The following is a 19,930-nucleotide window of genomic DNA, read 5'->3' on the forward strand; positions in this document are numbered from 1 at the left end:
GGGGTAGGTGAAAGGAAAAAGCAGCCTGATGCTGTACGAGAAGTTCCCGGAGCAAAAATAGAAATACCGGAACCGGGAATTCTGGTGCCGTGGGTACTATGTGGACACGGCAGGGAAAAATGCAAAGAAGATACAGGAGTACATCCAATGTCAGTACGAGCAGGACAAAGCAGGAGAGCAGCTGACCATGCCAAACTTCTAAAGTGCCCGTTTACGGGCGGCAAATAACGGGACTTTCGCGGCTGGCAGACCGTACTTGCGCGACGTGACGCGCGTGCTAGTATTCTAGGGCTATGCCCGCATATGAAAAACCCCCGGCTTTGCCGGGGGATATTTATTGTATCCGACAGGGTAACGCTACAAATCGAACGGCGCGTCCTCCGCGCCCGGAACAGGGGCAGCTTCCGTATCCGCCGCGGCGGTTTCTTCCGGTGTGGGCGGAGGCATTGCGGGGCATGCGCTCCAGCGGGGCACATCGGCCTCGTACTGTGCGGCCACCCAGGCCTCGGCCCGGGCAAGCCCGTCCGCATCGAAGGGGAATTCGGCAAAGGCCTTTTGCGTGTCATCGGTTTTTTCAAAGCACCAGGGAAACGGCCACACACAGGCGGAAAGCGTGCCGTCCGTATATTTCAGCCGGTACCACATGCCTCCGTGTCCGCCGGAAAAGCTTTTGTTGGCCTTTAAATACACAAGGCCGGGTGTTGTAACGGTGAATTCATCCATACTGTCCCTCCGTGCTGCGAAGCAGCCCCAACAAAACCGCACGTGCTGCGGTTTTGCATGGTTCAATGTTCTCAAAGCCCTGTGCGCCAGCACAGGGGCGTGTGCCTTGCACACGCGCGGCCGCGCAAGCGGCGGGTTTGAGGTTATTATACCATATTTCTAAGCTCACACTTCGCGCACTGCTCGCGTTCACTAAGAAACATGGTATCTATGCCGCCAGGCTCATGCTTCGCCTGCGGCTCGCATTCACCAACCGGACATATTATACCATATCACACGCCCGCGTGCCAGCCCGTACTCGGCGTCACCGGGGCGCGGGGCCCAGCGTGGTGCCGGGGTAGTACAGGGACAGGATCTCCTGATAGCTCTTGCCCGTCAATGCAAGCGCGTTTGCGCCGTACTGGCTCAGGCCCACGCCGTGGCCGTAGCCGCGAGTGGTGATCTCAAACAGATGCTTCTCCGTCCAGGTTATGGTGAAGGACGCGCTGCGCAGCCGCAGCGCCGCACGCACAGCCGTACCCTTGCAGGGCACGCCGCCGATGGTGATGCTGTCCACATAGCCCGCGGCCGTAAGCTGAGGCGTGCCGAACCATCCCGCTGCGTCGCCCTCCAGCACGATATCCGGGAACGCCGCGGCGATATCCTCCGCCACCTCCTGTTTGGTCACGGTGATGGTCTGCTCATAATCGGGGCTGGTAAGGTCCAGGGGAGAATCCACAGAAACCAGATACGGCACCGCCGCACCCCACACGGCCTCAGCGGCTTCCGTTTTTCCGCCGGATATCGCATGGTAGCAGGCCATGGCGGGCTGGCCGTCATACAGCAGGATCTCGTCCAGCACGGAATCCACCACGGTGTACAGCCGGGTGCGGTTGGCCTCGTAGTCCTCGCCCCACATGGCGCGCATTACGGTGTCGGTGATGTAGCCCAGCCGCTGGGTGGGGTTGGCGCTGAAATACGCGCCTTTCAACGCCTCGTTGTCCGGGTCGGCCTGGGCCTTGACGGCCAGTGCGTAGCTGTGCGCGGCCACGGCCTGTGCGCGCAGGGCTTCGTCCGGATAGGTCATGGGCATTTCGGCCGCCACTGCGCCGCGCACAAAGTCCCGCACGGATACCTCCGCCACCTCTCCGGTGTTTTCGTCCAGAATGAGCAGGGGAGGCTCCGCGTCGTCTGCGGCGCTGGTGCCGGGCTGCGGCGCGGATGGCGCTTGCGTACCGTCCGTGACCGGCGGCGCGGAGGCGGACGGTGCGGGAGCTGTACCGGAGCCGCTTTCTTCGTTTTTCCCGGATGGAAAAAACAGCGCGGCCAGCGGCAGAATATAAATGAGCACGGCGAACAGGAGCACAAGCGGCAATACCTTTTTCATCAACGATCCCTCCGTTTTTTACTTTTGTGCGTTCTTTTCCGCGGGGGTTGTCCGCCCGGAACGCGCACGGGGCGGGGCGCCGCTTTCCCGCAGTGGCCGCCGCAACAGCGTTTGCAGACGCTTTGTTGAGGACGGGCCGGCTGCGCCTTGTTTTTTGCACCGGCGGAATGTATAATAAACTGTATGCATCTGGCTTTTGGAAAGCCGAAGAGGGGTGCAGAAATGCAGGAATAGGGAAAGGGGCGTAAAGGCATGTCTGTCAATCAGGAATTTGAGAAGACAGGCTCTATCGCATATCTATGCGACGAGTATCTCAAAAATAACTTCATCGACCCGGAAGCCAGCGAACGGCTGGGGGTCAAGCGAGGCCTGCGGAACCCGGATGGCACCGGCGTTCTGGCGGGGCTGACAAACGTCTGCGACGTCGTTGGCTACGACCTTGTGGACGGCAAACGCGTGCCAACGGACGGCAGGCTCATCTACCGGGGCATTGATGTGGAACAGATCGTCCGTGCGGCATACGCGGAGGACCGCTTCGTATTCGAGGAGGTCATCTGGCTGCTTCTGTTCGGCAGCTTGCCCACGCCGCACCAGCTGGCTTCGTTCAAGCAGGTGCTGGAGGCTCACCGCGAGCTGCCCAAGGACTTTGCCGAGGACATGATCATGAAGGCGCCTTCGCCGAATATCATGAACAAGATGGCGCGCAGCGTTCTGGCGCTGTATTCCTATGACGACAACCCGGAAGAGCAGTCGCTGACGAATATCCTTTCGCAGAGCATCGCGCTCATCGCCAGCCTGCCCACCATCATGGTGAACGCGTACCAGATCAAACGGCGTGTGTACGACCGCCAGAGCATGTACCTGCACCTGCCTCAGCCGGGACAGAGCACGGCGGAGCATATCCTCTCCACATACCGGGCGGACCAGAAGTTCACCAAGGAAGAAGCAAAGCTGCTGGATCTTTGCCTTGTGCTGCATGCAGACCACGGCGGCGGCAACAACTCGACCTTTGCCTGCCGTGTGCTGTCCAGTTCCGGTACGGATACCTATTCGGCCATCTCGGCGGCCATCGGCAGCCTGAAGGGTCCCAAGCATGGCGGCGCCAACCACAAGGTCATGGAGATGCTGGGCTATATCATGGAAGGCGTGAAGGACCATTCGGACGACGCCGAGATCGCCGCGTTTCTGCGCAGGATCCTGCGCAAAGAGGCGGGCGACGGCAGCGGCCTTATCTATGGCATGGGCCATGCCGTGTATACCAAAAGCGACCCCCGCGCCGTGATCCTGCGCCGCAACGCGGAGCATCTGGCTGTTGAAAAGGGCTTTGAGGATGAGTTCCGCGTGCTGTGCGCCGTGGAGCGCCTTGGGCCGGACGCGGTGCGCGAGGTAAAGGGCACAAAGGACGTGTGCGCCAATGTGGACCTGTTTTCCGGCCTGATCTACCGGATGCTGGGCATCAGCGAGGATCTGTTCACGCCGCTGTTTGCCATCAGCCGCATTCCCGGTTGGTGCGCGCACCGCGTGGAGGAGGTCGTGTTTGCAAACCGCATCATGCGCCCGGCTTACAAATATCTGGGGCATGAGCAGGAATATATACCGTTAGAGGAACGTGGATGAAAAAAGCGTTTTGCACCGGCACGCTGGCCGTGAGCCTGCTGCTGGGGGCCGCGCGCGCGGCAGACCTGTTTTTGAATACGGATACCGCCACGGGCTTTCTGCTTTCCGGCAGCGTCTGGACCCGGTACTGGCTGATGGCGCCTGTTGTCATTCTGGCGTGGCTGGCCGGGCTGTATGTGCCGCGCAAGCAGCCCTGCGGGCTGCGGCCGGGTGCGGGCGTGTGGATGAGCGGCGTGAATTTTGTGTTTGTGCCGCTGGCCTTCTGCAGCGAGCTGTACGGCTTTTTGACGGTGCTGAACGTGCTGTTCGGCACGCCGGAGCAGGCGGGCCGCCACCAGACGGCGGAGCGCATCCTGCTGGGGCAGCTGGCGGATGTGACGCGCGCGGCGCTGTTCGTCGTGTTCGGCGTGTGGTGCCTTCTGGTGTTTTTTGAAAACCGCGCCCGGGAAAAACGGGGCGGCTGGATGCTGTATCTGGGCGTGGCCGGAAGCGCCGCGTTTTACCTGCACACAGTGGTGCGTTTTGTGGAGCAGCCCGCCAGCCTGTACCGCATCCTGCCGGCGGTGGAGATTTTTTCCGCGCTGGCGGCGCTTCTGTTTGTGACGGCGCTGCTGCGGGCGCTGTATCTGCCCGGCGGCGTCGGCACGGCGCCGGCACTCAGCCGCTGCGGGCTGCTGGCTTTCTTCTTCTGCACCTGCCTTGCACTGCCCCAGGCCGTATGGCAGGGGATGAACGGCGTGGACACGCCGGTCTCGTTTCCGCTGGCCATCACGCTGGGATGCACGGGCCTGCTGGGCGCGGCTTGCGCGCGGAACATTGCCAGGCGGGGATGATTTTATAACAGCACAAGCGCCCGGCGGAGTGTTCCGCCGGGCGTTTGTGATTTTGTCTGTTATTGATATTCCCGCTCCACATGCAGTGTGGCCAGGGCACTGGGGGCGTCCGAATGATGCGCCAGCAGGTTCCGGGGCTCGTTGATGTTGAGGACAAAGCCCTCCGGACCGTATCGTTTGTCCACGCCCTGTGCGTGATCCGGCGCGGATACCGCGTTGAGTACCCGCCCTTTCACCAACATCATGCGTCCCGAATCGGAAAGAGCTTCGATGCGTTCTGCTCTGCATTCCAGCGTGAGAAAGCTCTCCGCAATGCGCGGAGCACCCACAGTGCGGGCGGGCTCCGGCGTGAAGCCGCCCTCGGTAAACTCATCGTCCTCCATGCCGTTTTGGCGCACGGTGCGCATCAGCGCGTCAAAGTGCCGGACGGGAAGAAAGTTGACGCAGAATTCTCCGGTGCGGCGGATATTCGCCAGTGTGTGCGTGCTGGCCGGCAGCGGCACCAGCGCATAAAAGCCGCCGCCGTCTCCGGGAAAGCTGGCCCATGCGCCGCAGCATACATTGCCCAGGCCGTTTTCTTTATACGTTGTAACGGCGTACAGGATGGACGGGATGCCGCAGGCGTATTCCAAATGGGAAAACACCTCACATTGTCCCGGCCATTGCTCGGGAAACGTTTCGGGCCGTGCGGCCCCGGTCTCAATTTTTTTCATGGCGGTTCGCCTCCTTTGCATTGATTATAAACACAGGGACACGACATCTGCGTGTCGTGTCCCTGTGTTTTTATTTTTTTGGCGCGCCATATACCGCGCACAGAGCCTGCGCCTCGGACGCCATGCGCGCCCGCAGCGCGGGCGGTTCCAGCACTTCGGCCTTTGCCCCGAACCCCAGCAGCCAGGCTGCCGCGACGTCTTCGTTGGTGTAGCCGATCTCCAGCAGCAGGCTTCCGTCCGGCTGGCGGGTATAGCAGGCCGGGCCGTACTCCTCCACGAGGCGGTAGCATTCGCTGGCCGCGACGCGGGCGCGCAGCAGTGTGCCGTCGTGGAAGCGCGCGTTGAAATCCAGCGCTTCGGGCGGTATGGCGCGGGGTTCAAACGTCTGCGCCGTGACGGACAGGAGCGTCAGGCGGTTAAGCTTGTACATGCGCCAGCCTGCCGCGTCCGGACACCAGCCGAACATGTACCAGTCTCCCCACTGAAATACGATGCGGTAGGGCTCCGCACATTTTTCTGCAACGCCTTTGGCATAGTAATAGGTGAAGCGCACACGGGCATGCTCTGCGATGGCCGTGCGAAGCAGCTCTATCTTCGGTGTCAGGCTCTCCCGGTAATGGGAGGAGAGGTCGATGAGCAGGTCGTCCGTGCCTGAACCGCCCAGCTTTTCGGCCAGGCTGCGGGCCAGCGGCGCGGGGGAAACGCTGCCTACGCCCGCAGCTCCGGCCACCAGAGCGGCCAGCTCCGGGCCGGAGAGCAGTGTCTTGTCCAGCTTATAGCGCGGTTCAATGAATACCCCGCCGCCGTAGCCCTGCACCGTCACCAGCGGGACACCGGCCCGGCACAGTGCGTCGATGTCGCGCTCGATGGTGCGGCGCGACACCTCAAACCGCTGCGCCAGCGCGGGCACGGTGCTTTTTTCGGTTTGCAGCAGGATCGTGACGATGCCGATGAGACGGTCGATCTTCATAGAGCTTTCCTCAAAAAGCGCCCGGCGGGCGGAAGGGCTATCCTCCGCCCCGCCCAGCCCCGCCCCGGACGCGGCAGCTTTTTCAAAGACTTGCGGGCGTCAGCCCAGCGCGCGCACCTTGCGGTTCAGCTTTTCGTACACGCGGGCGCGCATCCATTCCTCGGTGGAGGCCTCCACGGCTTCGTCCAGCATGAACCAGCGCACGCCGCTGTTCTCGTCGGGCTTTGCCCGCAGCGCGTCTCCTGCGTCGGCTTCCAGCAGATAGGTTACGTTCAGATGCAGATGACACGGCACATATTTGCCGCGCTTTTCGTGCCCCTCCACCCAGAGGGTCTCCAGTGAGAAGATCTCCGGAAATACGGGCGCGACGTGAACGAGGCCCGTCTCCTCCCGGGCCTCCCGCAGAGCCACGGAAAGCAGGTCTGTTTCGCCGTCGGCGTGGCCGCCCGTCCAGCTCCATGCCCGGTACAGGTTGTGCCAGGCCATCAGCGCATGGGTACGGCTGCTGTTTACGATCCACGACGATGCGGTGAAATGCGCCACAAGGTTTTCCCGCGTGAACGCATCCGTGTTTTCCCGCAGAAAATGCAGCATCACGTCCCGGTCCACGGCTTCCTGCTCGCAGCAGGGATGGTATGCGGCAAGCTGCCGCTCCAGCTCCGGCGCCATCCCGTTCACCCCTTGTTGCGGATAACGAGGTTCTTTCCGCCGTTTTCAAACTGCTCGTACTTCGTCTCGAACGCTTTGGTATAGTCGATGAGCTTGTGCAGCTTGGAGAAGCCGTAGTTGCGGGAATCAAAGTCCGCGTAAATACGCGAGAGCATCACGCCCACCTGGGAAAGCGGCATATAGCCGTCCTCGTCGGAGTCGTGCTCTACGATCTCGCGGATTTTTGCTACGATCTCGTCCAAAGAGACGAACGCGGCGGCCAGTTCCTCGTCGTGATGCGGCTCCGCAGGCGCGGCGGGAACGGGCTCCGGTTCCTTTTCCGGCTCCGGCTTCTGACCCTTTTTGCCTGCGGCTTTTTTTGGCTGAGCGGGCTGGGCCTGCTTCTTCGCGGCTTTCGGCTGCTGGGCCGGCTGCTTGGAAGCCTTTTCAGACACAGCCACGGGCAGCGTCTCCTTTTTCATTCCCATCAGCACGTCCAGGTATTTGAAGGTGTCGCAGGCGGATTTGAACGCCGTGGGGGTCTTGCTCTCTCCCATGCCAATGACGAACATACGGCTCTCGCGCAGGCGCGCGGCCAGCCGCGTGAAGTCGGAATCTGAGCTGACGATGCAGAACCCGTCCACATTTTTTGTGTACAGAATATCCATTGCGTCGATGATCATGGCGGAGTCCGACGCGTTTTTGCCCTGTGTGTAGCTGAACTGCTGGATGGGCGTCAGGTTGTGCTCCAGAAGCATTTTTTTCCAGCTCACCATGTCGGGGGCCGTCCAATCTCCGTAAATGCGCTTGTAGGCGGGGGTGCCGTACATGCTCACCTCGTCGATGATCGTCTTGATGTATTTGGGCGAGACGTTCTCCGCGTCGATGAGCAGCGCGATGACCTTTCCGTCGTTTTCCATATAGTCGTTCCTTTCGGGGGGCGCGGCCGTCGGCGCCCTTCGTTGTTTTGTTATTCCCTATTATATACTTTTTTCGGGCAAATGTACAATTCGGATAAAATGGGCCGCAGGCTTGAAAGCTGCCGGGCACTGTGGTATGATAATGCGTGTGAACAGCAAAGGCGCTGCCCGCAGGGTATGGTATACCCTGCGGGCGGCGCCTTTTTTGCTGCCGGATACAGCAAGGAATATGAGGATAAGGGGAAATGAAGTATGGAACCGTATAAACGCTATGTTCCCATCGATTATGCAAAATTCGCGCCGGACCTGCCTGAGGCGGAGCTGGAGGCCCGATACGGTCTGCCTGCCCATGTGCAGTTCTGCAGGGAATGTGTGATGAGCAACCAGAAGCCCAATTCATGCTATGAGTTCGAGCATACCATCAACAGCGTGAAAAAAAGCATGCACATCGGGGAGGACGGTGTGTGTGACGCCTGCCACGCCTGCCGCAACAAGGTGGGCAGGATCGACTGGGAGGACCGGGAGCGCCGGCTGCGGGAGCTGTGCGACCGTTACCGCAGAACAGACGGAAGCTACGACTGCCTTGTGCCCGGCTCGGGCGGCAAAGACAGTTTTTACGCGGCGCATATGCTCAAATACAAGTACGGCATGCACCCGCTCACCGTCACCTGGGCGCCGCATATCTATACGCCCTGGGGGTGGGAGAACTTTCAGGCATGGATTCACGCGGGCTTTGACAATTACCTGTGTACGCCCAACGGCATGACGCACCGCCTGTTGACACGGCTCGCCACCGAAAACCTGTTCCATCCGTTCCAGGCGTTCATTCTGGGCCAGAAACAGCTTGCTCCGAAAATGGCTGCGAAATTCGGCATCCCACTGGTGTTCTACGGCGAAAATGAAGCCGAGTTCGGCAATCCCATTGCGGACAATGAATCCGCGCTGCGGGACGAGCATTTCTTTGCCACGAATTCCCGGGATAATATCTATCTGGGCGGCGTGTCTCTCCGGCAGCTGGAGGAGGATTTCAAGGTGGACCCGGCGGACCTTGCCATCTATCTGCCCAGCGATACCTCGGACATCGAAAAAAACCACATTCAGGTACATTATCTGGGCTATTATCTCAAATGGCACCCGCAGGGCGCCTATTATTACAGTGTGGAGCACGGCGGCTTTAAACCCAGCCCGGAGCGCACGCAGGGTACCTATTCCAAATACAATTCCATCGACGATAAGATCGACGATTTCTTCTATTACACCACCTATATCAAATATGGCATCGGCCGCACCAGCTATGACGCCGCCCAGGAGATCCGCAACGAAGAAATCACCCGCGAAGAGGGAGTGGCGCTTTGCAAGCGCTATGACGGCGAATTCCCCACGCGCTTTGAGCAGGAGATATGGGATTACCTCTCTCTTGATGAAAGGCATTTCCCCCACGCGAGCAGGCTGTTTGAACAGCCCGCCATGGACAGAGAATACTTCATGCACCTGGCGGACCGCTTCCGTTCACCGCACATCTGGATGTACCGGAATGGCCGGTGGGAGTTACGCCATAAGCCCTTTGAGGGGGATTCCGAATGCAATTACGGCGTGCCTGCCGAAAAACGTTAAAGGAGGAAGCGGCATGGCGAAAAAAATACGCCTCATCGCCCGTCTGGACGTAAAGAACGACCATCTGGTAAAGGGGATTCAGCTGGAAGGATTGCGCAAGCTGGGAGACCCGCATGATTTCGCGGCAGATTATTACCGGCAGGGTGTCGACGAATTGCTGTATATGGACATCGTCGCCAGTCTGTACAACCGCAACAACCTGTCGGCTATCGTGCGGCGCACCACGGACGACGTGTTCATTCCCATCACGGTAGGCGGCGGCCTGCGCAGTGTGGACGATGTGCGGAGCATTCTTCAGATGGGGGCGGACAAGGCGGCCATCAATACCGCGGCCATCAAGGACGAGAGCATCATTACCCAGGTGGCCGAGGCGTTCGGCAGCCAGTGCATGGTGTTGGGCATCGAGGCGAAAAAACGCCGGGACGGCCCGGGTTATGAGGCTTATTATGACAACGGGCGGGAACACTCGGGCAAGGATGTCATCGAGTGGGCACGGCGCGGCGTGGCGCTGGGCGCGGGCGAGATCCTGCTCACCAGCGTGGACAAAGAGGGATTTGAACGGGGCATGGACTGCCCGCTCATCCGTGAATTGTGCGCGGCCGTCAGCGTGCCCGTCATCGTTTCGGGTGGGTGCGGCGGCCCGGGGGACGCCGCAGCCGCGGCACAGGCGGGCGCGTCCGCCGTGGCCGTAGCCAGTATCCTCCATTACAAGAAAACAACAGTGCCGCAGCTCAAGGCCGGCATTCGGGAACACGGGATAGAGGTGCGCTGAAAATGAAGATAACAGTGATCGATTACGGGCTTTCGAATCTGCTCAGCGTGCGGCGTGCCTTTGAGTATTTCGGTGCGGAGGTGGAGGTTACCGGCAGCCGCAGCCGCATCCTGTCCGCGAAGGCGCTGGTGCTTCCCGGCGTGGGCGCGTTCAAGGACGGCATGGCGGGCCTCTCCGGTCTTTCTCTGGCGGATGCCATCGCCGATAAATGCGCTGTAGGCACGCCGCTTCTGGGCATCTGCCTGGGCATGCAGATGCTCTTCGATGAAAGTGATGAGTTCGGACGTCACAGGGGGCTGGGACTGATCCCCGGGCGAGTGGAGCGCATTCCCGGCGTGGACACGGACGGCGCGCCGCAGCGCGTGCCCCATGTGGGATGGGCGCCCGTTCTGCCGCCGCAGAAGCGGGGCGGAAGCTTCAGAGGAACGGTGTTCGAGGATGTTCCTCCAGGCGGGGAGCTGTATTTCGTTCACAGTTATGAGGCGAAGCCCGCCTATGACGCGCACCGCCTGGCAGACACGGTATACGGCGGCCGCAGGCTGTGTGCGGCGGCGCAGAAGGGCAGTGTCATCGGCTGCCAGTTCCACCCGGAGAAAAGCGGAAAGCTGGGGCTTTCCGTCATACACCGCTATCTGATCCTATGTGAGGCAGCACATTAAATTTTGTTTAATTGGGAGAAAAACGCCGCAGCTCTTTGGAAAAGCTGTGGCGTTTTTTTCGGAAATAAAGCGGAAAATGAAAAAAGCGCCACCGGTGGAGCCTGGAAGAAGGAAAGGCCCGGGCGGAACAAATCTTTTGGCTTAGATTGGTGCTTTTCAGCGGACCCGTCATATGGTATAATAACCCCCAAAGCTGCCGCTTGCGCGGCTGCGCGTGTGCGCCGCACACGCTCCTGTGCTGGCGCACAGGGCTTTGAGAACATTGAACCATGCAAAACCGCAGCAGGTGCGGTTTTGTTGAGGCCTCTTTGCGGCGTCATGGTATAATATGCCCGCCCGCTGAATGCGGATGATATGCGAAACATGATGTGAAAATTTGATAGAGTTGACCGGCTTCTGCCGTGGGAACGGCGATATGTTTACATGGAATAAGGGACGGCATTTTTTTTGCCGGCCGGAGATGGAATGAGGTGCAGAGAGATGGCGGAGCAATATCCCCAGATGGACGGGCGCTGCGGTACAGCGTGTGCGTATGCTGCACGGGTACGGCAGTTTGCCGAACAGCGCGGAGTCCCTTTCGATGACGCTATGACAGAGCTGGAAGAGCGGCTGGAGCAGGTGCGCTGGAAGGTCATGCCCGCAGGCCCGCAGCGGCGGGAGAACTGTGGGACGTTGGACGTGCCCGCTGAAGAATGCCGCGTGCTGCGGCTGGTGCAGGGCATCGCATCCTGCTACGGCATGACGGCGCAACAATATATGGAAAGCGCTTACGTGGATGACTTTTTCAGCGGCGTGGCAGATGGACGCAGCGGAACGGCGGTGGCGATCTCTGCGGCCGTGGAAGCTGCGGAGGAGGCCGGGGCGCAGCCGACGGAAGACAAAGAGTTGCCGGGTGGGGGCAGCGGCCGCGAGTTTATATGGAAATTGCTGGAAAGCTGGAAGCGGCTCCGGCTGCCTGCGATGACGAAAAACACCCGGCGCTTTGTGCTGGCCTTTGGGCTCACGCTCGGGGTCGTGCTGCTCATCGTTGCGGCGGCGGGCATTTACCGCTGGGGCTACAACGGAGCCATTGCGGAAAAGGGAACCTATGACGCGGGTTTTGCCGCGGCTATGGCGGAGCGCGGCACCTATCAGGAAGGCTATGATGCAGCCATCGCTGAAAAAGGAACCTATGACGACGGCTACACCGCCGGCTTTGCCAAGGGCAAAACCGAGGGCTACGAGGAGGGCTATGCCGCAGGGCATGAGGACGGCTCCAGCGAGGGATACGATGCCGGATATGATTCCGGTACGTCGGACGCGGCGCAGAGCGCGGTGGAAGCGGAGAAGAACACACGTGTGTGGGTGTCCAAGCGCCTCGGTTCCCGATACCACAGCTCACCGGACTGCCCGCTGGTCATCAAACCGAAGGAAATGACGCGGCAGGAAGCCGAGGACGAAGGCTATACGTCCTGCGATTGGTGCTGGTGAATACACGAAGAAAGTAAAACGGCGTCCCGCGTTTCGGCGGGACGCCGTTTTTGCCGGACGAAGCCTGCCGGAGCAGAAAACAAAAACACGCCCCGAAGGGCGTGCCGGCTGCGAATTATTTACGGAAGCAATCGCTGCAGTAGACCGGACGGTCTGTACGGGGCTGGAACGGAACTTTGCAGGAACGGCCGCAGGAAGCGCATACAGCGTCAAACATCTGGCGCTCGCCGCCCTGGCGGTTGTTGGAAGCACCTTTGCGGGCATCGCGGCAGGGTTTGCAGCGCTGCGGCTCATTGGTGAAGCCCTTTTCAGCAAAAAACTCCTGCTCGTTGGCGGTGAAGGTGAATTCCTGTCCGCAATCTTTGCAGACGATCGTTTTGTCTTGGAACATGTGGTACCTCTTTAATTTAGTTCGCACTTCGGCGATTAGTTAAGTATACGCTATAAAAGAGGGAATGTCAATCAAAACTTTAAAAAAGTTAGAGACGGCGGGAGAAAATAAAAAGGCCCGTCATAAAGCCGGGCTCCCAACGGGCGCGCAGTTCATTTCAGATGAAAAAAGATACCATGCAGACGCTGAAACACAGGTGCCATTGAACTCCGCGAAAGCTTGCGCCGCAAAATTTTGTGGGCGGATGGGGAAAGGAGGCGGAAGCATGAGAAAAGCCCCGCCGAAGCGGGGCTTTTTGAATGGCGCGCAGTCCATTCCGAAGTGGTGAGCCATCGGGGATTCGAACCCCGGACACCCTGCTTAAAAGGCAGATGCTCTGCCGACTGAGCTAATGGCTCATAAAGAAAAAGAGAAAAGACGGAAATACTGTATTCTCCAATGACGCTTGACTATTATATCAGCCAGGTGGTATTCTGTCAATACCCCGCCGGAAAATTGTCCCGCCGGCAGCCGCCGTGCGCGCACCGACGGTGCGCGGGAAAGCGCGGCTCCCGGGGCTTTCCTGCCTCCTTGAAGGCGCCGCTCTTGTGTGAAATGTTTGCCTTCCTATTTACAAAAGCTTCGGTTTTGTGTATATTGTATAAGGATAGTTACGCTGAAACGCTATGGTGAAAACGGGATAGGGAACGAAACAAAAGATAAGGCTGCTTCGTCTATACAGATGCCGCCTTTTCTTCTTATTTGCTTCTTTCCGTCTCGTTTTGCCGATCGCGAGGTTGACAGGCATGACGAAACGTTTGTGCAGCGCCCTGTTGGCGCTGAGTACGGCTGTGATGTGCCTTTGCGCCTGCACTGCGGGCGGGCAGGTCTCGGCCTCAGGCGCGCCGCCTTCCGGGAGTTCCAGCGCGCCGGCGCCTTCCTCGGTGTCCCAGTCTGCGCAGGAGCCGCAGCCCGAGCCGGAAACGCCCGCTATCGTGACAGACCCGTCGGCGAACCCCCTCACAGGGCTTGCTAAAGCGGATGATTGGCCTGAGGGCATGCGGCCTCTGGCCGTGATGCTCGACAACGTTCAGGCGGCGCTGCCCCAGCGTGGCCTGCAGAGTGCGGATCTTGTATATGAAATGGTGACCGAGGGCGGCATCACCCGTCTGATGGCCGTATATTCCGATTATACTTCCATGCCCGAGGTGGGGCCGGTGCGCTCCGCTCGGGACCAGCATGTGCAGCTTATGTTCCCCTTGGGAGCGATGTATCTGCACGTGGGCGGCTCCACGTATGCGAAGGCGCTTCTCAGCCAATACCATTATGAGGCCAAATCTTTGGATGGTTATTTTCAGGCTGGCGCGCTGGAGTTGGATGCACAGCGCAACCTGACGGCGGCCATTGAGCATTGCTGGTTCACCAGCGGGGAGTTGTTTTCTCAGGCGGCCGCCCAATACAGGCTGGACACCGAGATGGACGGCCCACAGCAGGCCGTGTTCCAGTTCGTCCCCTACGTTCAGGAGCCCCGCGTGCTGGCGGGTGGGGAAGCGTCCCAGCTCTATATCCGTTTTTCCAGCTATGCCAACAGCGCGTTCCGCTACGATGCAGAGAAAGCGCAATATGTAAAATCACAGTTCGGCGCGCCGCATTTGGATGAGAACACCGGTGAGGCCGTCACGTTCGATAACCTGCTGGTGCTGTTCACGGACACCGAAAAATATCCCGGCGGCATTCTCACGAAAGTGAATTTTGCGTGGGGCGGCGTGGGCTGGTATTTCAACGGCGGACGATGCGAGCCGGTACGATGGCTGAAAGGCGCGCCGGAACAGCCGCTGCGCATCGTGTCCGCCGACGGCGCCGAAACGCCTGTGGAAGTCAACCCAGGCCGCACCTATATTGCGGTGGTGGGGCTGGACATGTATTCCTATTTCCGCATCAACGATACGGCGCCTGTTTGGCAGGCGGCGGAATAAAACATTTTTGCTTCAATATTTTTGGCAGCACCGCACGATTCCCGGCTAGCGTTTTGCCCGGACAATTGTCTTGAGCGGCCCGGTACTCGGAATGACGCAGTAGTGCCCGATATTGAAAATAGATCACTACAACAACAGGAGACCATCAGATGAAAAAATTTCTTTCCATGCTTTTGATCCTGGCTCTGGCGGCGTCCGTGTTCACGGCGTGCGGCGACAAGCCCGCTTCGTCCGGCAGCACGACGGACGCTCCAGCCGCTTCCTCCTCGGAGCCTGAGCCGCAGGAGCCGCCGTATGACCCGGCCGTCCTCACCGGCCTGCCCAAGAGTGACGATTATCCCGAGGGCCAGCGCGTCACGGCTGTCATGGTGAACAATATCTCCAATACCTCTTACCAGCAGGCGCGTCCGCAGAACGGCCTGTCCGAAGCCGACGTGCTCATCGAGATCAAGGTGGAGGGCGGCATCACCCGCTTTTGCGCCCTGTTTACCGATTACCGGGACCTGCCCGAGATCTGCCCCGTGCGCAGCGCGCGTGACCAGTTCTTCCAGCTTATCCTGCCGCTGCAGCCGCTTTATGTGCATATCGGCGAGAGCGTGGTGCAGACGCAGTATGTTAAGGATTACTCTTATCAGGATATGGATGTGAATCTCGATAAGGTAGGCTTCAGCCGCGACGAGAGTAAGGGCAATGTAGCGTCTGAGCATAAAGCGTATGTGGACGGAGAAGCGATTCAGAAGGCCATCGACAAGCTGGGCAGTGATACCCGCCGCGACTACACCAGCCCGATCTTCGACTTCGTCAATTACAATGAGCCCGCCCGTGTGCTGACAGGCGATAACGCGCTGGGCATCACCATCGAGCACTCTCAAAGCTACCGCACCTATTTCGACTGGGACGCCGCCGCCGGTAAGTATCTGATGAGCCAGTACAGCTATGCGGCCCGCGATATCCTGCCCAGCACCGACGCGAACAACGGCACGCAGCTTTCGTTCGACAACGTCATCGTGCTGTTCACGGATTTTGACGTGTATCCTGATCCGGGCGGATCCGGCTACGACCTTCAGAAAGTGGATTACACCTTCGGCGGCGTGGGCTACTACTTCAACGGCGGAAAGGCGGAACCGATCCGCTGGAAAAAGGGCTCTCCCCTTGAGGCGCTGTATCTGGTTGATACTGAGGGCAACGAGACCAGCGTAAAGGTGAACCCCGGCAAGACGTACCTTGCAGTGGTGGACCTGGAAGAAGCAGGAAAGTTCAGCTATGACGCGGGCGCGGCAGCCACGGATACGGCCGAGGTGCCCACCGGCGACAACAGCACGCTGGAAAACTTTGAAGAAACGGACGGCTGATCCGCGGCCGTCCCGCGTCGCCCCGCCCGCAAACGCGCGCGGGGCGGACCCGGTTTTATGTATCAACAACGGAAAGGAGTTGAAGCCCGTGAAACGCATGATCGCTTTTGCGCTGGCCGTTATGCTGGCGTTTGGCATGACGGCGTGCGGCGACAACACCTCGTCGGGGACGCAGAGCGCGTCCTCCGCCTCTGCTCCGGGAGCCAGCCCGCTGATTCCGGACGGCCCTGCGCCGGAGATCAACCTCATCACAGGCGAAGCGCTGGCCGAAGGGCTGGCGGCGGGTGACAGGCCCGTGGCCGTCATGGTGAACAATGCGCAGGCCGCACTGCCCCAGCGGGGCATCGGCAGCGCCGACGCGGTTTTTGAAATGGTGACGGAGGGCGGCATCACCCGCCTGCTTGCGCTGTACGCAGATAAGGACACGGTGCCCCAGGTGGGGCCGGTGCGTTCCGCGCGGGACCAGCATCTTCAGTGCGCGATGCCGCTGAACTCGGTTATCGTGCACATCGGCACCAGCATTTATGCTGAAAATCTGCTCAACCAATATCAGTATTCCACCATCAACGGCATGTATTTGGGGTCCACGTCCTTTGTGTTTGATGAAGCGCGCAGTGCGGCCGGTTACGCCAATGAGCACTGCTGGTACACAGACGCGGCGTTGATTGCAGCGGGGATGGAAAAGCTGGGGCTTTCGGGAACGGGCGCCAGCCAGGCATTGTTCGATTTTGTGGCTCACGATGCTCAACCGGTGGTGCCTGCCCAAGGTGACGCCGCAGACGTGGCGTTCAGCTTTTCGGATTCCGGCGCGGTGACCCTCACCTATGACGCCGCTGCGGCCAAGTATCTGAAAACAGCTTACGGCGCGCCGCAGGTGGATGAATCCACGGGCGCACAGCTTGCATTTGACAACGTACTGGTGCTTTTTACGGATATAAAACTGAAAAATCCCGACGACCCCAACAATCTTGTGACGGACTTCGCTATGAGCAGCGGTACGGGCTATTACTGCTACGGCGGCAAGTTCCGCGCGGTGACATGGGAAAAAGGCAACCCGGAGGACCCGCTGCGCCTGAAGGACGAGAACGGCGCTGCGCTGCAGGTCAATGTGGGCAAGAGTTACGTGGCTATCGTGGGTAAGGACAGGGAAGGCACGCTGCTGTTCGGCGGCGTCAGCCCCACGGGCGTCATCGGCGGCGAGGGCGCGTCTTCGGACGCGCAGAGCGGCGCGGCGGCTTCGGCCGAACCGGAGCTGTAAGGTGTACGGGCGACAAGAATAAAAGCGGACGGCTGTTTTATCAGCCGTCCGCTTTTGCATGCTGCCGTCGTGTTCCTTATTCCGGTTTACCAACATACGCCGTAAAATCGATGTTATTGCCGTCCGGATCGCGAAATCCGATGGCGCGGTACCCCCACGGGTAAGTGACGGGAGGGCGTTCCACAGAAACACCCGCAGAAAGCAGACGTTCGTATTCCGCGTCTACGTCGTCGACCGCAAACTCCAGTCCGCAGCAATCGGGGTTGACAGGTGTTTTTGTGTCGGAGTGCGTGATAACGACAAAAGCGCCGCCGGTGGGAATTTCGAAGCGGTTTGGAGCGCGCCGCCGGCAGGGCTGGCCCAGTACCAGCGAGTAAAATCGGCTCATTGCGGAGGGGTTTGGCGTCGCAATATTCACACATTTCAGCTTCATAATATTTTCTCCAGACCTTCAAACCAAAGGCAGAAAGCTTCGGCGGCCGGGCGCCGCGCTCATTCGTCCAGCTTGAGCACGGCGGTGAACGCCTCGCTGGGCACCTGCACCGTACCCAGCTGGCGCATCTTCTTTTTGCCTTCCTTCTGCTTTTCCAGAAGTTTTTTCTTACGGGTGATGTCGCCGCCGTAGCACTTGGCCAGAACGTCCTTGCGCATGGCCTTCACGGTTTCGCGGGCAATGATCTTGCCTCCGATGGCCGCCTGGATGGGGATCTCGAACATCTGGCGGGGAATGTTTTCCTTCAGCTTTTCCGCCAGACGGCGACCCTTGGCATAAGCGGTATCCGCGTGGACGATCATCGAAAGCGCGTCCACCATGTCGCCGTTGAGCAGGATGTCCAGCTTCACCAGCTTGGATTCCACAAAGGCCTTCATCTCATAGTCATAGCTGGCGTAGCCGCGGCTGCGGCTTTTGATAGCGTCGAAGAAGTCGTATACGATCTCGCCCAGCGGAAGCTCATAATGCAGATCTACACGGGTGGCGTCCATGTACTTCATGTCCCGCATGATGCCGCGGCGGTTCTGGCACAGCTCCATCAGGCTGCCCACATAATCGGTAGGGGTATAGATATGCGCATCCACGAACGGCTCCTCGGCCTTGGCGATTTGCGCCGGATCGGGGTAATTGGTGGGGTTGTCGATGAGTTTTACGGCACCGTCTGTCAGCGTGATGCGGTATTCCACGCTGGGGGCGGTGGTGATAAGGTCCAGGTCGAACTCGCGCTCCAGGCGCTCGATGATGATCTCCAGATGCAGAAGGCCAAGAAAGCCGCACCGGAAGCCAAAGCCCAGCGCCACGCTGGTCTCTGCGTCAAAGCTCAGGGACGCATCGTTCAGGCGAAGCTTTTCCAGCGCGTCCTTCAGGTCGGGATAATCCGCGCCGTCGGCGGGATAAATGCCGCAGAACACCATCGGCGTCACCTTGCGGTAGCCGGGCAGCGCCTCAGCCGTGGGAGCGGACACACCCGTGATGGTGTCGCCTACGCGGGTGTCCTCCAGCGTTTTGATGGACGCGGTGAAATAACCTACCTCACCCGCCTCCAGCGTGCCGCAGGGAGCCAGCGCCGTAGCGCCCATATGGCCGACCTCCACGGGCGTGAATTGAGCGCCCGTCTGCATCAGCTTCACGGGCTCGCCCACGGAAAGGCGGCCGTCGAACACGCGCAGATAGACGATGACGCCCTTGTAGGGGTCGTACACCGCGTCGAAGATCAGCGCTTTCAGCGGCGCATCTGCATCGCCTTTCGGCGCGGGGATATCGGTGATGACACGCTCCAGAACATCCTGGATGCCCACGCCCATTTTGGCGGAGACGCGGGGTGCGTCCATGCACGGCAGACCGATCACGTCCTCCACCTCGTGGGCCACACGGTCCGGCTCGGCGCTGGGCAGGTCGATCTTGTTCAGGATGGGCACCAGCTCCAGATCGTGCTCCAGCGCAAGGTAGGTGTTGGCCAGCGTCTGCGCTTCCACGCCCTGGCTGGCGTCCACCACCAGCACAGCGCCCTCGCAGGCGGCCAGACTTCGGCTCACCTCGTAGTTGAAGTCCACATGGCCCGGCGTGTCGATGAGGTTGAACTCGTAATCCTGCCCGTCCTTTGCCGTATAGTGCAGGGTAACGGCGCGCGCCTTGATGGTGATGCCGCGCTCGCGCTCCAGCTCCATGTTATCCAGAAGCTGGGCCTCCATCTGGCGCTCGTCCACGGCCTGGGTACATTCCAGGATGCGGTCGGCCAGGGTGGACTTGCCGTGGTCGATATGGGCGATGATGCAGAAATTGCGGATGTTTTTCTGTGCCAAGGGGCGTTCCTCCGTCGAATCAGAATGATAGGCGCCGGGCGGTGCTGCCGCCGGGTCTCTAAATGCTTCGTATACCATGTTTCTATGCCGCCCTGCTTTTGCTTCGCCTGCGGCTCGCATTCGCTAAGCGGGCATATTATACCATGACGCCGCAAAGCGGCCCCAACAAAACCGCACCTGCTGCGGTTTTGCGTGGTTCAATGTTCCCAAAGCCCTGTGCATCAGCACAGGGGCGTGTGCCTTGCACACGCGCAGCCGTGTAAACGGCAGCTTTGGGGGTTATTATACCATGACGCCGCAAAGCGGCCCCAACAAAACCGCACCTGCTGCGGTTTTGCGTGGTTCAATGTTCCCAAAGCCCTGTGCATCAGCAC

19 protein-coding genes, 1 tRNA gene and 1 pseudogene are annotated in these 19,930 nt (G+C 59.9%); 10 read left to right on the forward strand and 11 right to left on the reverse strand.

Annotation, left to right across the window (positions count from 1 at the left end; genetic code table 11):
• Positions 1-7: 7 nt before the first annotated feature.
• Positions 8-228, forward strand: a pseudogene (locus IIY41_RS10295) (transposase); the annotation flags it as partial.
• Between the two features lie 129 nt (positions 229-357).
• On the opposite strand, the gene IIY41_RS10300 reads toward IIY41_RS10295, so the two are convergent.
• Both IIY41_RS10300 and spoIID read right to left on the reverse strand, forming a co-directional pair.
• Positions 358-723, reverse strand: coding sequence for a hypothetical protein (locus IIY41_RS10300; protein WP_055080034.1), 366 nt, complete (start codon positions 721-723; stop codon positions 358-360).
• A 304-nt stretch (positions 724-1,027) separates the two neighbouring features.
• Positions 1,028-2,089, reverse strand: coding sequence for a stage II sporulation protein D (gene spoIID / locus IIY41_RS10305; RefSeq protein WP_009321927.1), 1,062 nt, complete (start codon positions 2,087-2,089; stop codon positions 1,028-1,030).
• A gap of 252 nt (positions 2,090-2,341) precedes the next feature.
• Here spoIID and IIY41_RS10310 point away from each other — a divergent pair, with 252 nt between their 5' ends.
• Together IIY41_RS10310 and IIY41_RS10315 are read left to right on the forward strand one after the other, a co-directional pair.
• Positions 2,342-3,706 carry a citrate synthase gene (locus tag IIY41_RS10310; RefSeq protein WP_009321928.1) on the forward strand — a complete coding sequence of 455 codons (1,365 nt, stop codon included), beginning with the start codon at positions 2,342-2,344 and terminating at the stop codon, positions 3,704-3,706.
• Positions 3,703-4,539, forward strand: coding sequence for a hypothetical protein (locus IIY41_RS10315; protein ID WP_009321929.1), 837 nt, complete (start codon positions 3,703-3,705; stop codon positions 4,537-4,539). Before IIY41_RS10310 ends, IIY41_RS10315 begins: the two co-directional genes overlap by 4 nt.
• A gap of 59 nt (positions 4,540-4,598) precedes the next feature.
• On the opposite strand, the gene IIY41_RS10320 is transcribed toward IIY41_RS10315, so the two are convergent.
• The 4 genes from IIY41_RS10320 to IIY41_RS10335 all read right to left on the reverse strand — a co-directional run bounded on the left by IIY41_RS10320 (position 4,599) and on the right by IIY41_RS10335 (position 7,790).
• A complete protein-coding gene (locus IIY41_RS10320) occupies positions 4,599-5,252 on the reverse strand; it encodes a flavin reductase family protein (protein WP_050006066.1) in 654 nt (217 codons plus the stop codon).
• Between the two features lie 70 nt (positions 5,253-5,322).
• Positions 5,323-6,222, reverse strand: coding sequence for a helix-turn-helix transcriptional regulator (locus IIY41_RS10325; RefSeq protein WP_009321931.1), 900 nt, complete (start codon positions 6,220-6,222; stop codon positions 5,323-5,325).
• 99 nt (positions 6,223-6,321) lie between these two features.
• Entirely contained in the window at positions 6,322-6,891 is a 570-nt protein-coding gene (locus IIY41_RS10330) for an NUDIX hydrolase (RefSeq protein ID WP_050006065.1), read from the reverse strand.
• A 5-nt stretch (positions 6,892-6,896) separates the two neighbouring features.
• Entirely contained in the window at positions 6,897-7,790 is an 894-nt protein-coding gene (locus IIY41_RS10335; protein WP_009321933.1) for an NYN domain-containing protein, read from the reverse strand.
• A gap of 252 nt (positions 7,791-8,042) precedes the next feature.
• Between IIY41_RS10335 and IIY41_RS10340 the strand changes: the two genes are divergently transcribed.
• The 3 genes from IIY41_RS10340 to hisH are packed head-to-tail and all read left to right on the forward strand — an operon-like array spanning position 8,043 to position 10,835.
• Positions 8,043-9,404, forward strand: a complete 1,362-nt coding sequence (locus IIY41_RS10340; RefSeq protein WP_009321934.1) for an N-acetyl sugar amidotransferase — start codon at positions 8,043-8,045, stop codon at positions 9,402-9,404.
• 13 nt (positions 9,405-9,417) lie between these two features.
• Positions 9,418-10,176, forward strand: a complete 759-nt coding sequence (hisF, locus tag IIY41_RS10345) for an imidazole glycerol phosphate synthase subunit HisF (protein WP_009321935.1) — start codon at positions 9,418-9,420, stop codon at positions 10,174-10,176.
• Positions 10,177-10,178: 2 nt separating this feature from the next.
• The gene (hisH, locus tag IIY41_RS10350) at positions 10,179-10,835 is read left to right on the forward strand and encodes an imidazole glycerol phosphate synthase subunit HisH (protein ID WP_050006064.1); all 657 of its coding nucleotides are present in this window, start codon (positions 10,179-10,181) and stop codon (positions 10,833-10,835) included.
• Here hisH and IIY41_RS10355 read toward each other — a convergent pair.
• Positions 10,832-11,155 carry a hypothetical protein gene (locus IIY41_RS10355; RefSeq protein WP_133303690.1) on the reverse strand — a complete coding sequence of 108 codons (324 nt, stop codon included), beginning with the start codon at positions 11,153-11,155 and terminating at the stop codon, positions 10,832-10,834. The genes hisH and IIY41_RS10355 overlap by 4 nt on opposite strands.
• A gap of 160 nt (positions 11,156-11,315) precedes the next feature.
• On the opposite strand from IIY41_RS10355, the gene IIY41_RS10360 reads away from it, so the two are divergent.
• Positions 11,316-12,305 carry a FliH/SctL family protein gene (locus IIY41_RS10360; RefSeq protein WP_287400631.1) on the forward strand — a complete coding sequence of 330 codons (990 nt, stop codon included), beginning with the start codon at positions 11,316-11,318 and terminating at the stop codon, positions 12,303-12,305.
• Between the two features lie 115 nt (positions 12,306-12,420).
• On the opposite strand, the gene IIY41_RS10365 is transcribed toward IIY41_RS10360, so the two are convergent.
• Both IIY41_RS10365 and IIY41_RS10370 read right to left on the reverse strand, forming a co-directional pair.
• Entirely contained in the window at positions 12,421-12,696 is a 276-nt protein-coding gene (locus tag IIY41_RS10365) for a zinc-ribbon domain containing protein (RefSeq protein WP_009321938.1), read from the reverse strand.
• Between the two features lie 322 nt (positions 12,697-13,018).
• Positions 13,019-13,094, reverse strand: a tRNA-Lys gene (locus IIY41_RS10370).
• Between the two features lie 387 nt (positions 13,095-13,481).
• Between IIY41_RS10370 and IIY41_RS10375 the strand changes: the two genes are divergently transcribed.
• The 3 genes from IIY41_RS10375 to IIY41_RS10385 all read left to right on the forward strand — a co-directional run bounded on the left by IIY41_RS10375 (position 13,482) and on the right by IIY41_RS10385 (position 17,261).
• A complete protein-coding gene (locus IIY41_RS10375) occupies positions 13,482-14,651 on the forward strand; it encodes a DUF3048 domain-containing protein (protein ID WP_009321961.1) in 1,170 nt (389 codons plus the stop codon).
• Between the two features lie 149 nt (positions 14,652-14,800).
• Positions 14,801-16,003, forward strand: coding sequence for a DUF3048 domain-containing protein (locus tag IIY41_RS10380; protein ID WP_009321962.1), 1,203 nt, complete (start codon positions 14,801-14,803; stop codon positions 16,001-16,003).
• Positions 16,004-16,100: 97 nt separating this feature from the next.
• The gene (locus IIY41_RS10385) at positions 16,101-17,261 is read left to right on the forward strand and encodes a DUF3048 domain-containing protein (RefSeq protein WP_242853511.1); all 1,161 of its coding nucleotides are present in this window, start codon (positions 16,101-16,103) and stop codon (positions 17,259-17,261) included.
• 76 nt (positions 17,262-17,337) lie between these two features.
• On the opposite strand, the gene IIY41_RS10390 is transcribed toward IIY41_RS10385, so the two are convergent.
• Both IIY41_RS10390 and lepA read right to left on the reverse strand, forming a co-directional pair.
• Positions 17,338-17,694, reverse strand: a complete 357-nt coding sequence (locus IIY41_RS10390) for a VOC family protein (RefSeq protein ID WP_117461079.1) — start codon at positions 17,692-17,694, stop codon at positions 17,338-17,340.
• 59 nt (positions 17,695-17,753) lie between these two features.
• Entirely contained in the window at positions 17,754-19,556 is a 1,803-nt protein-coding gene (lepA, locus tag IIY41_RS10395) for a translation elongation factor 4 (protein WP_154521802.1), read from the reverse strand.
• Positions 19,557-19,930 lie beyond the last annotated feature (374 nt).

This window comes from Ruthenibacterium sp. (assembly GCF_017421385.1).
GTDB lineage: Bacteria > Bacillota > Clostridia > Oscillospirales > Ruminococcaceae > Ruthenibacterium > Ruthenibacterium lactatiformans.

Coding starts and splice junctions, on each gene's coding strand:
- hisF (WP_009321935.1), top strand. CDS start 9,418: ATGGCGAAAAAAATACGCCTCATCGCCCGTCTGGACGTAAAGAACGAC.
- IIY41_RS10330 (WP_050006065.1), bottom strand. CDS start 6,891: ATGGCGCCGGAGCTGGAGCGGCAGCTTGCCGCATACCATCCCTGCTGC.
- spoIID (WP_009321927.1), bottom strand. CDS start 2,089: ATGAAAAAGGTATTGCCGCTTGTGCTCCTGTTCGCCGTGCTCATTTAT.
- IIY41_RS10310 (WP_009321928.1), top strand. CDS start 2,342: ATGTCTGTCAATCAGGAATTTGAGAAGACAGGCTCTATCGCATATCTA.
- IIY41_RS10375 (WP_009321961.1), top strand. CDS start 13,482: ATGACGAAACGTTTGTGCAGCGCCCTGTTGGCGCTGAGTACGGCTGTG.
- IIY41_RS10325 (WP_009321931.1), bottom strand. CDS start 6,222: ATGAAGATCGACCGTCTCATCGGCATCGTCACGATCCTGCTGCAAACC.
- IIY41_RS10385 (WP_242853511.1), top strand. CDS start 16,101: ATGATCGCTTTTGCGCTGGCCGTTATGCTGGCGTTTGGCATGACGGCG.
- IIY41_RS10315 (WP_009321929.1), top strand. CDS start 3,703: ATGAAAAAAGCGTTTTGCACCGGCACGCTGGCCGTGAGCCTGCTGCTG.
- IIY41_RS10340 (WP_009321934.1), top strand. CDS start 8,043: ATGGAACCGTATAAACGCTATGTTCCCATCGATTATGCAAAATTCGCG.
- hisH (WP_050006064.1), top strand. CDS start 10,179: ATGAAGATAACAGTGATCGATTACGGGCTTTCGAATCTGCTCAGCGTG.
- IIY41_RS10355 (WP_133303690.1), bottom strand. CDS start 11,155: ATGACGCCGCAAAGAGGCCTCAACAAAACCGCACCTGCTGCGGTTTTG.
- IIY41_RS10380 (WP_009321962.1), top strand. CDS start 14,801: ATGAAAAAATTTCTTTCCATGCTTTTGATCCTGGCTCTGGCGGCGTCC.
- IIY41_RS10360 (WP_287400631.1), top strand. CDS start 11,316: ATGGCGGAGCAATATCCCCAGATGGACGGGCGCTGCGGTACAGCGTGT.
- IIY41_RS10335 (WP_009321933.1), bottom strand. CDS start 7,790: ATGGAAAACGACGGAAAGGTCATCGCGCTGCTCATCGACGCGGAGAAC.
- IIY41_RS10320 (WP_050006066.1), bottom strand. CDS start 5,252: ATGAAAAAAATTGAGACCGGGGCCGCACGGCCCGAAACGTTTCCCGAG.
- IIY41_RS10300 (WP_055080034.1), bottom strand. CDS start 723: ATGGATGAATTCACCGTTACAACACCCGGCCTTGTGTATTTAAAGGCC.
- IIY41_RS10365 (WP_009321938.1), bottom strand. CDS start 12,696: ATGTTCCAAGACAAAACGATCGTCTGCAAAGATTGCGGACAGGAATTC.
- IIY41_RS10390 (WP_117461079.1), bottom strand. CDS start 17,694: ATGAAGCTGAAATGTGTGAATATTGCGACGCCAAACCCCTCCGCAATG.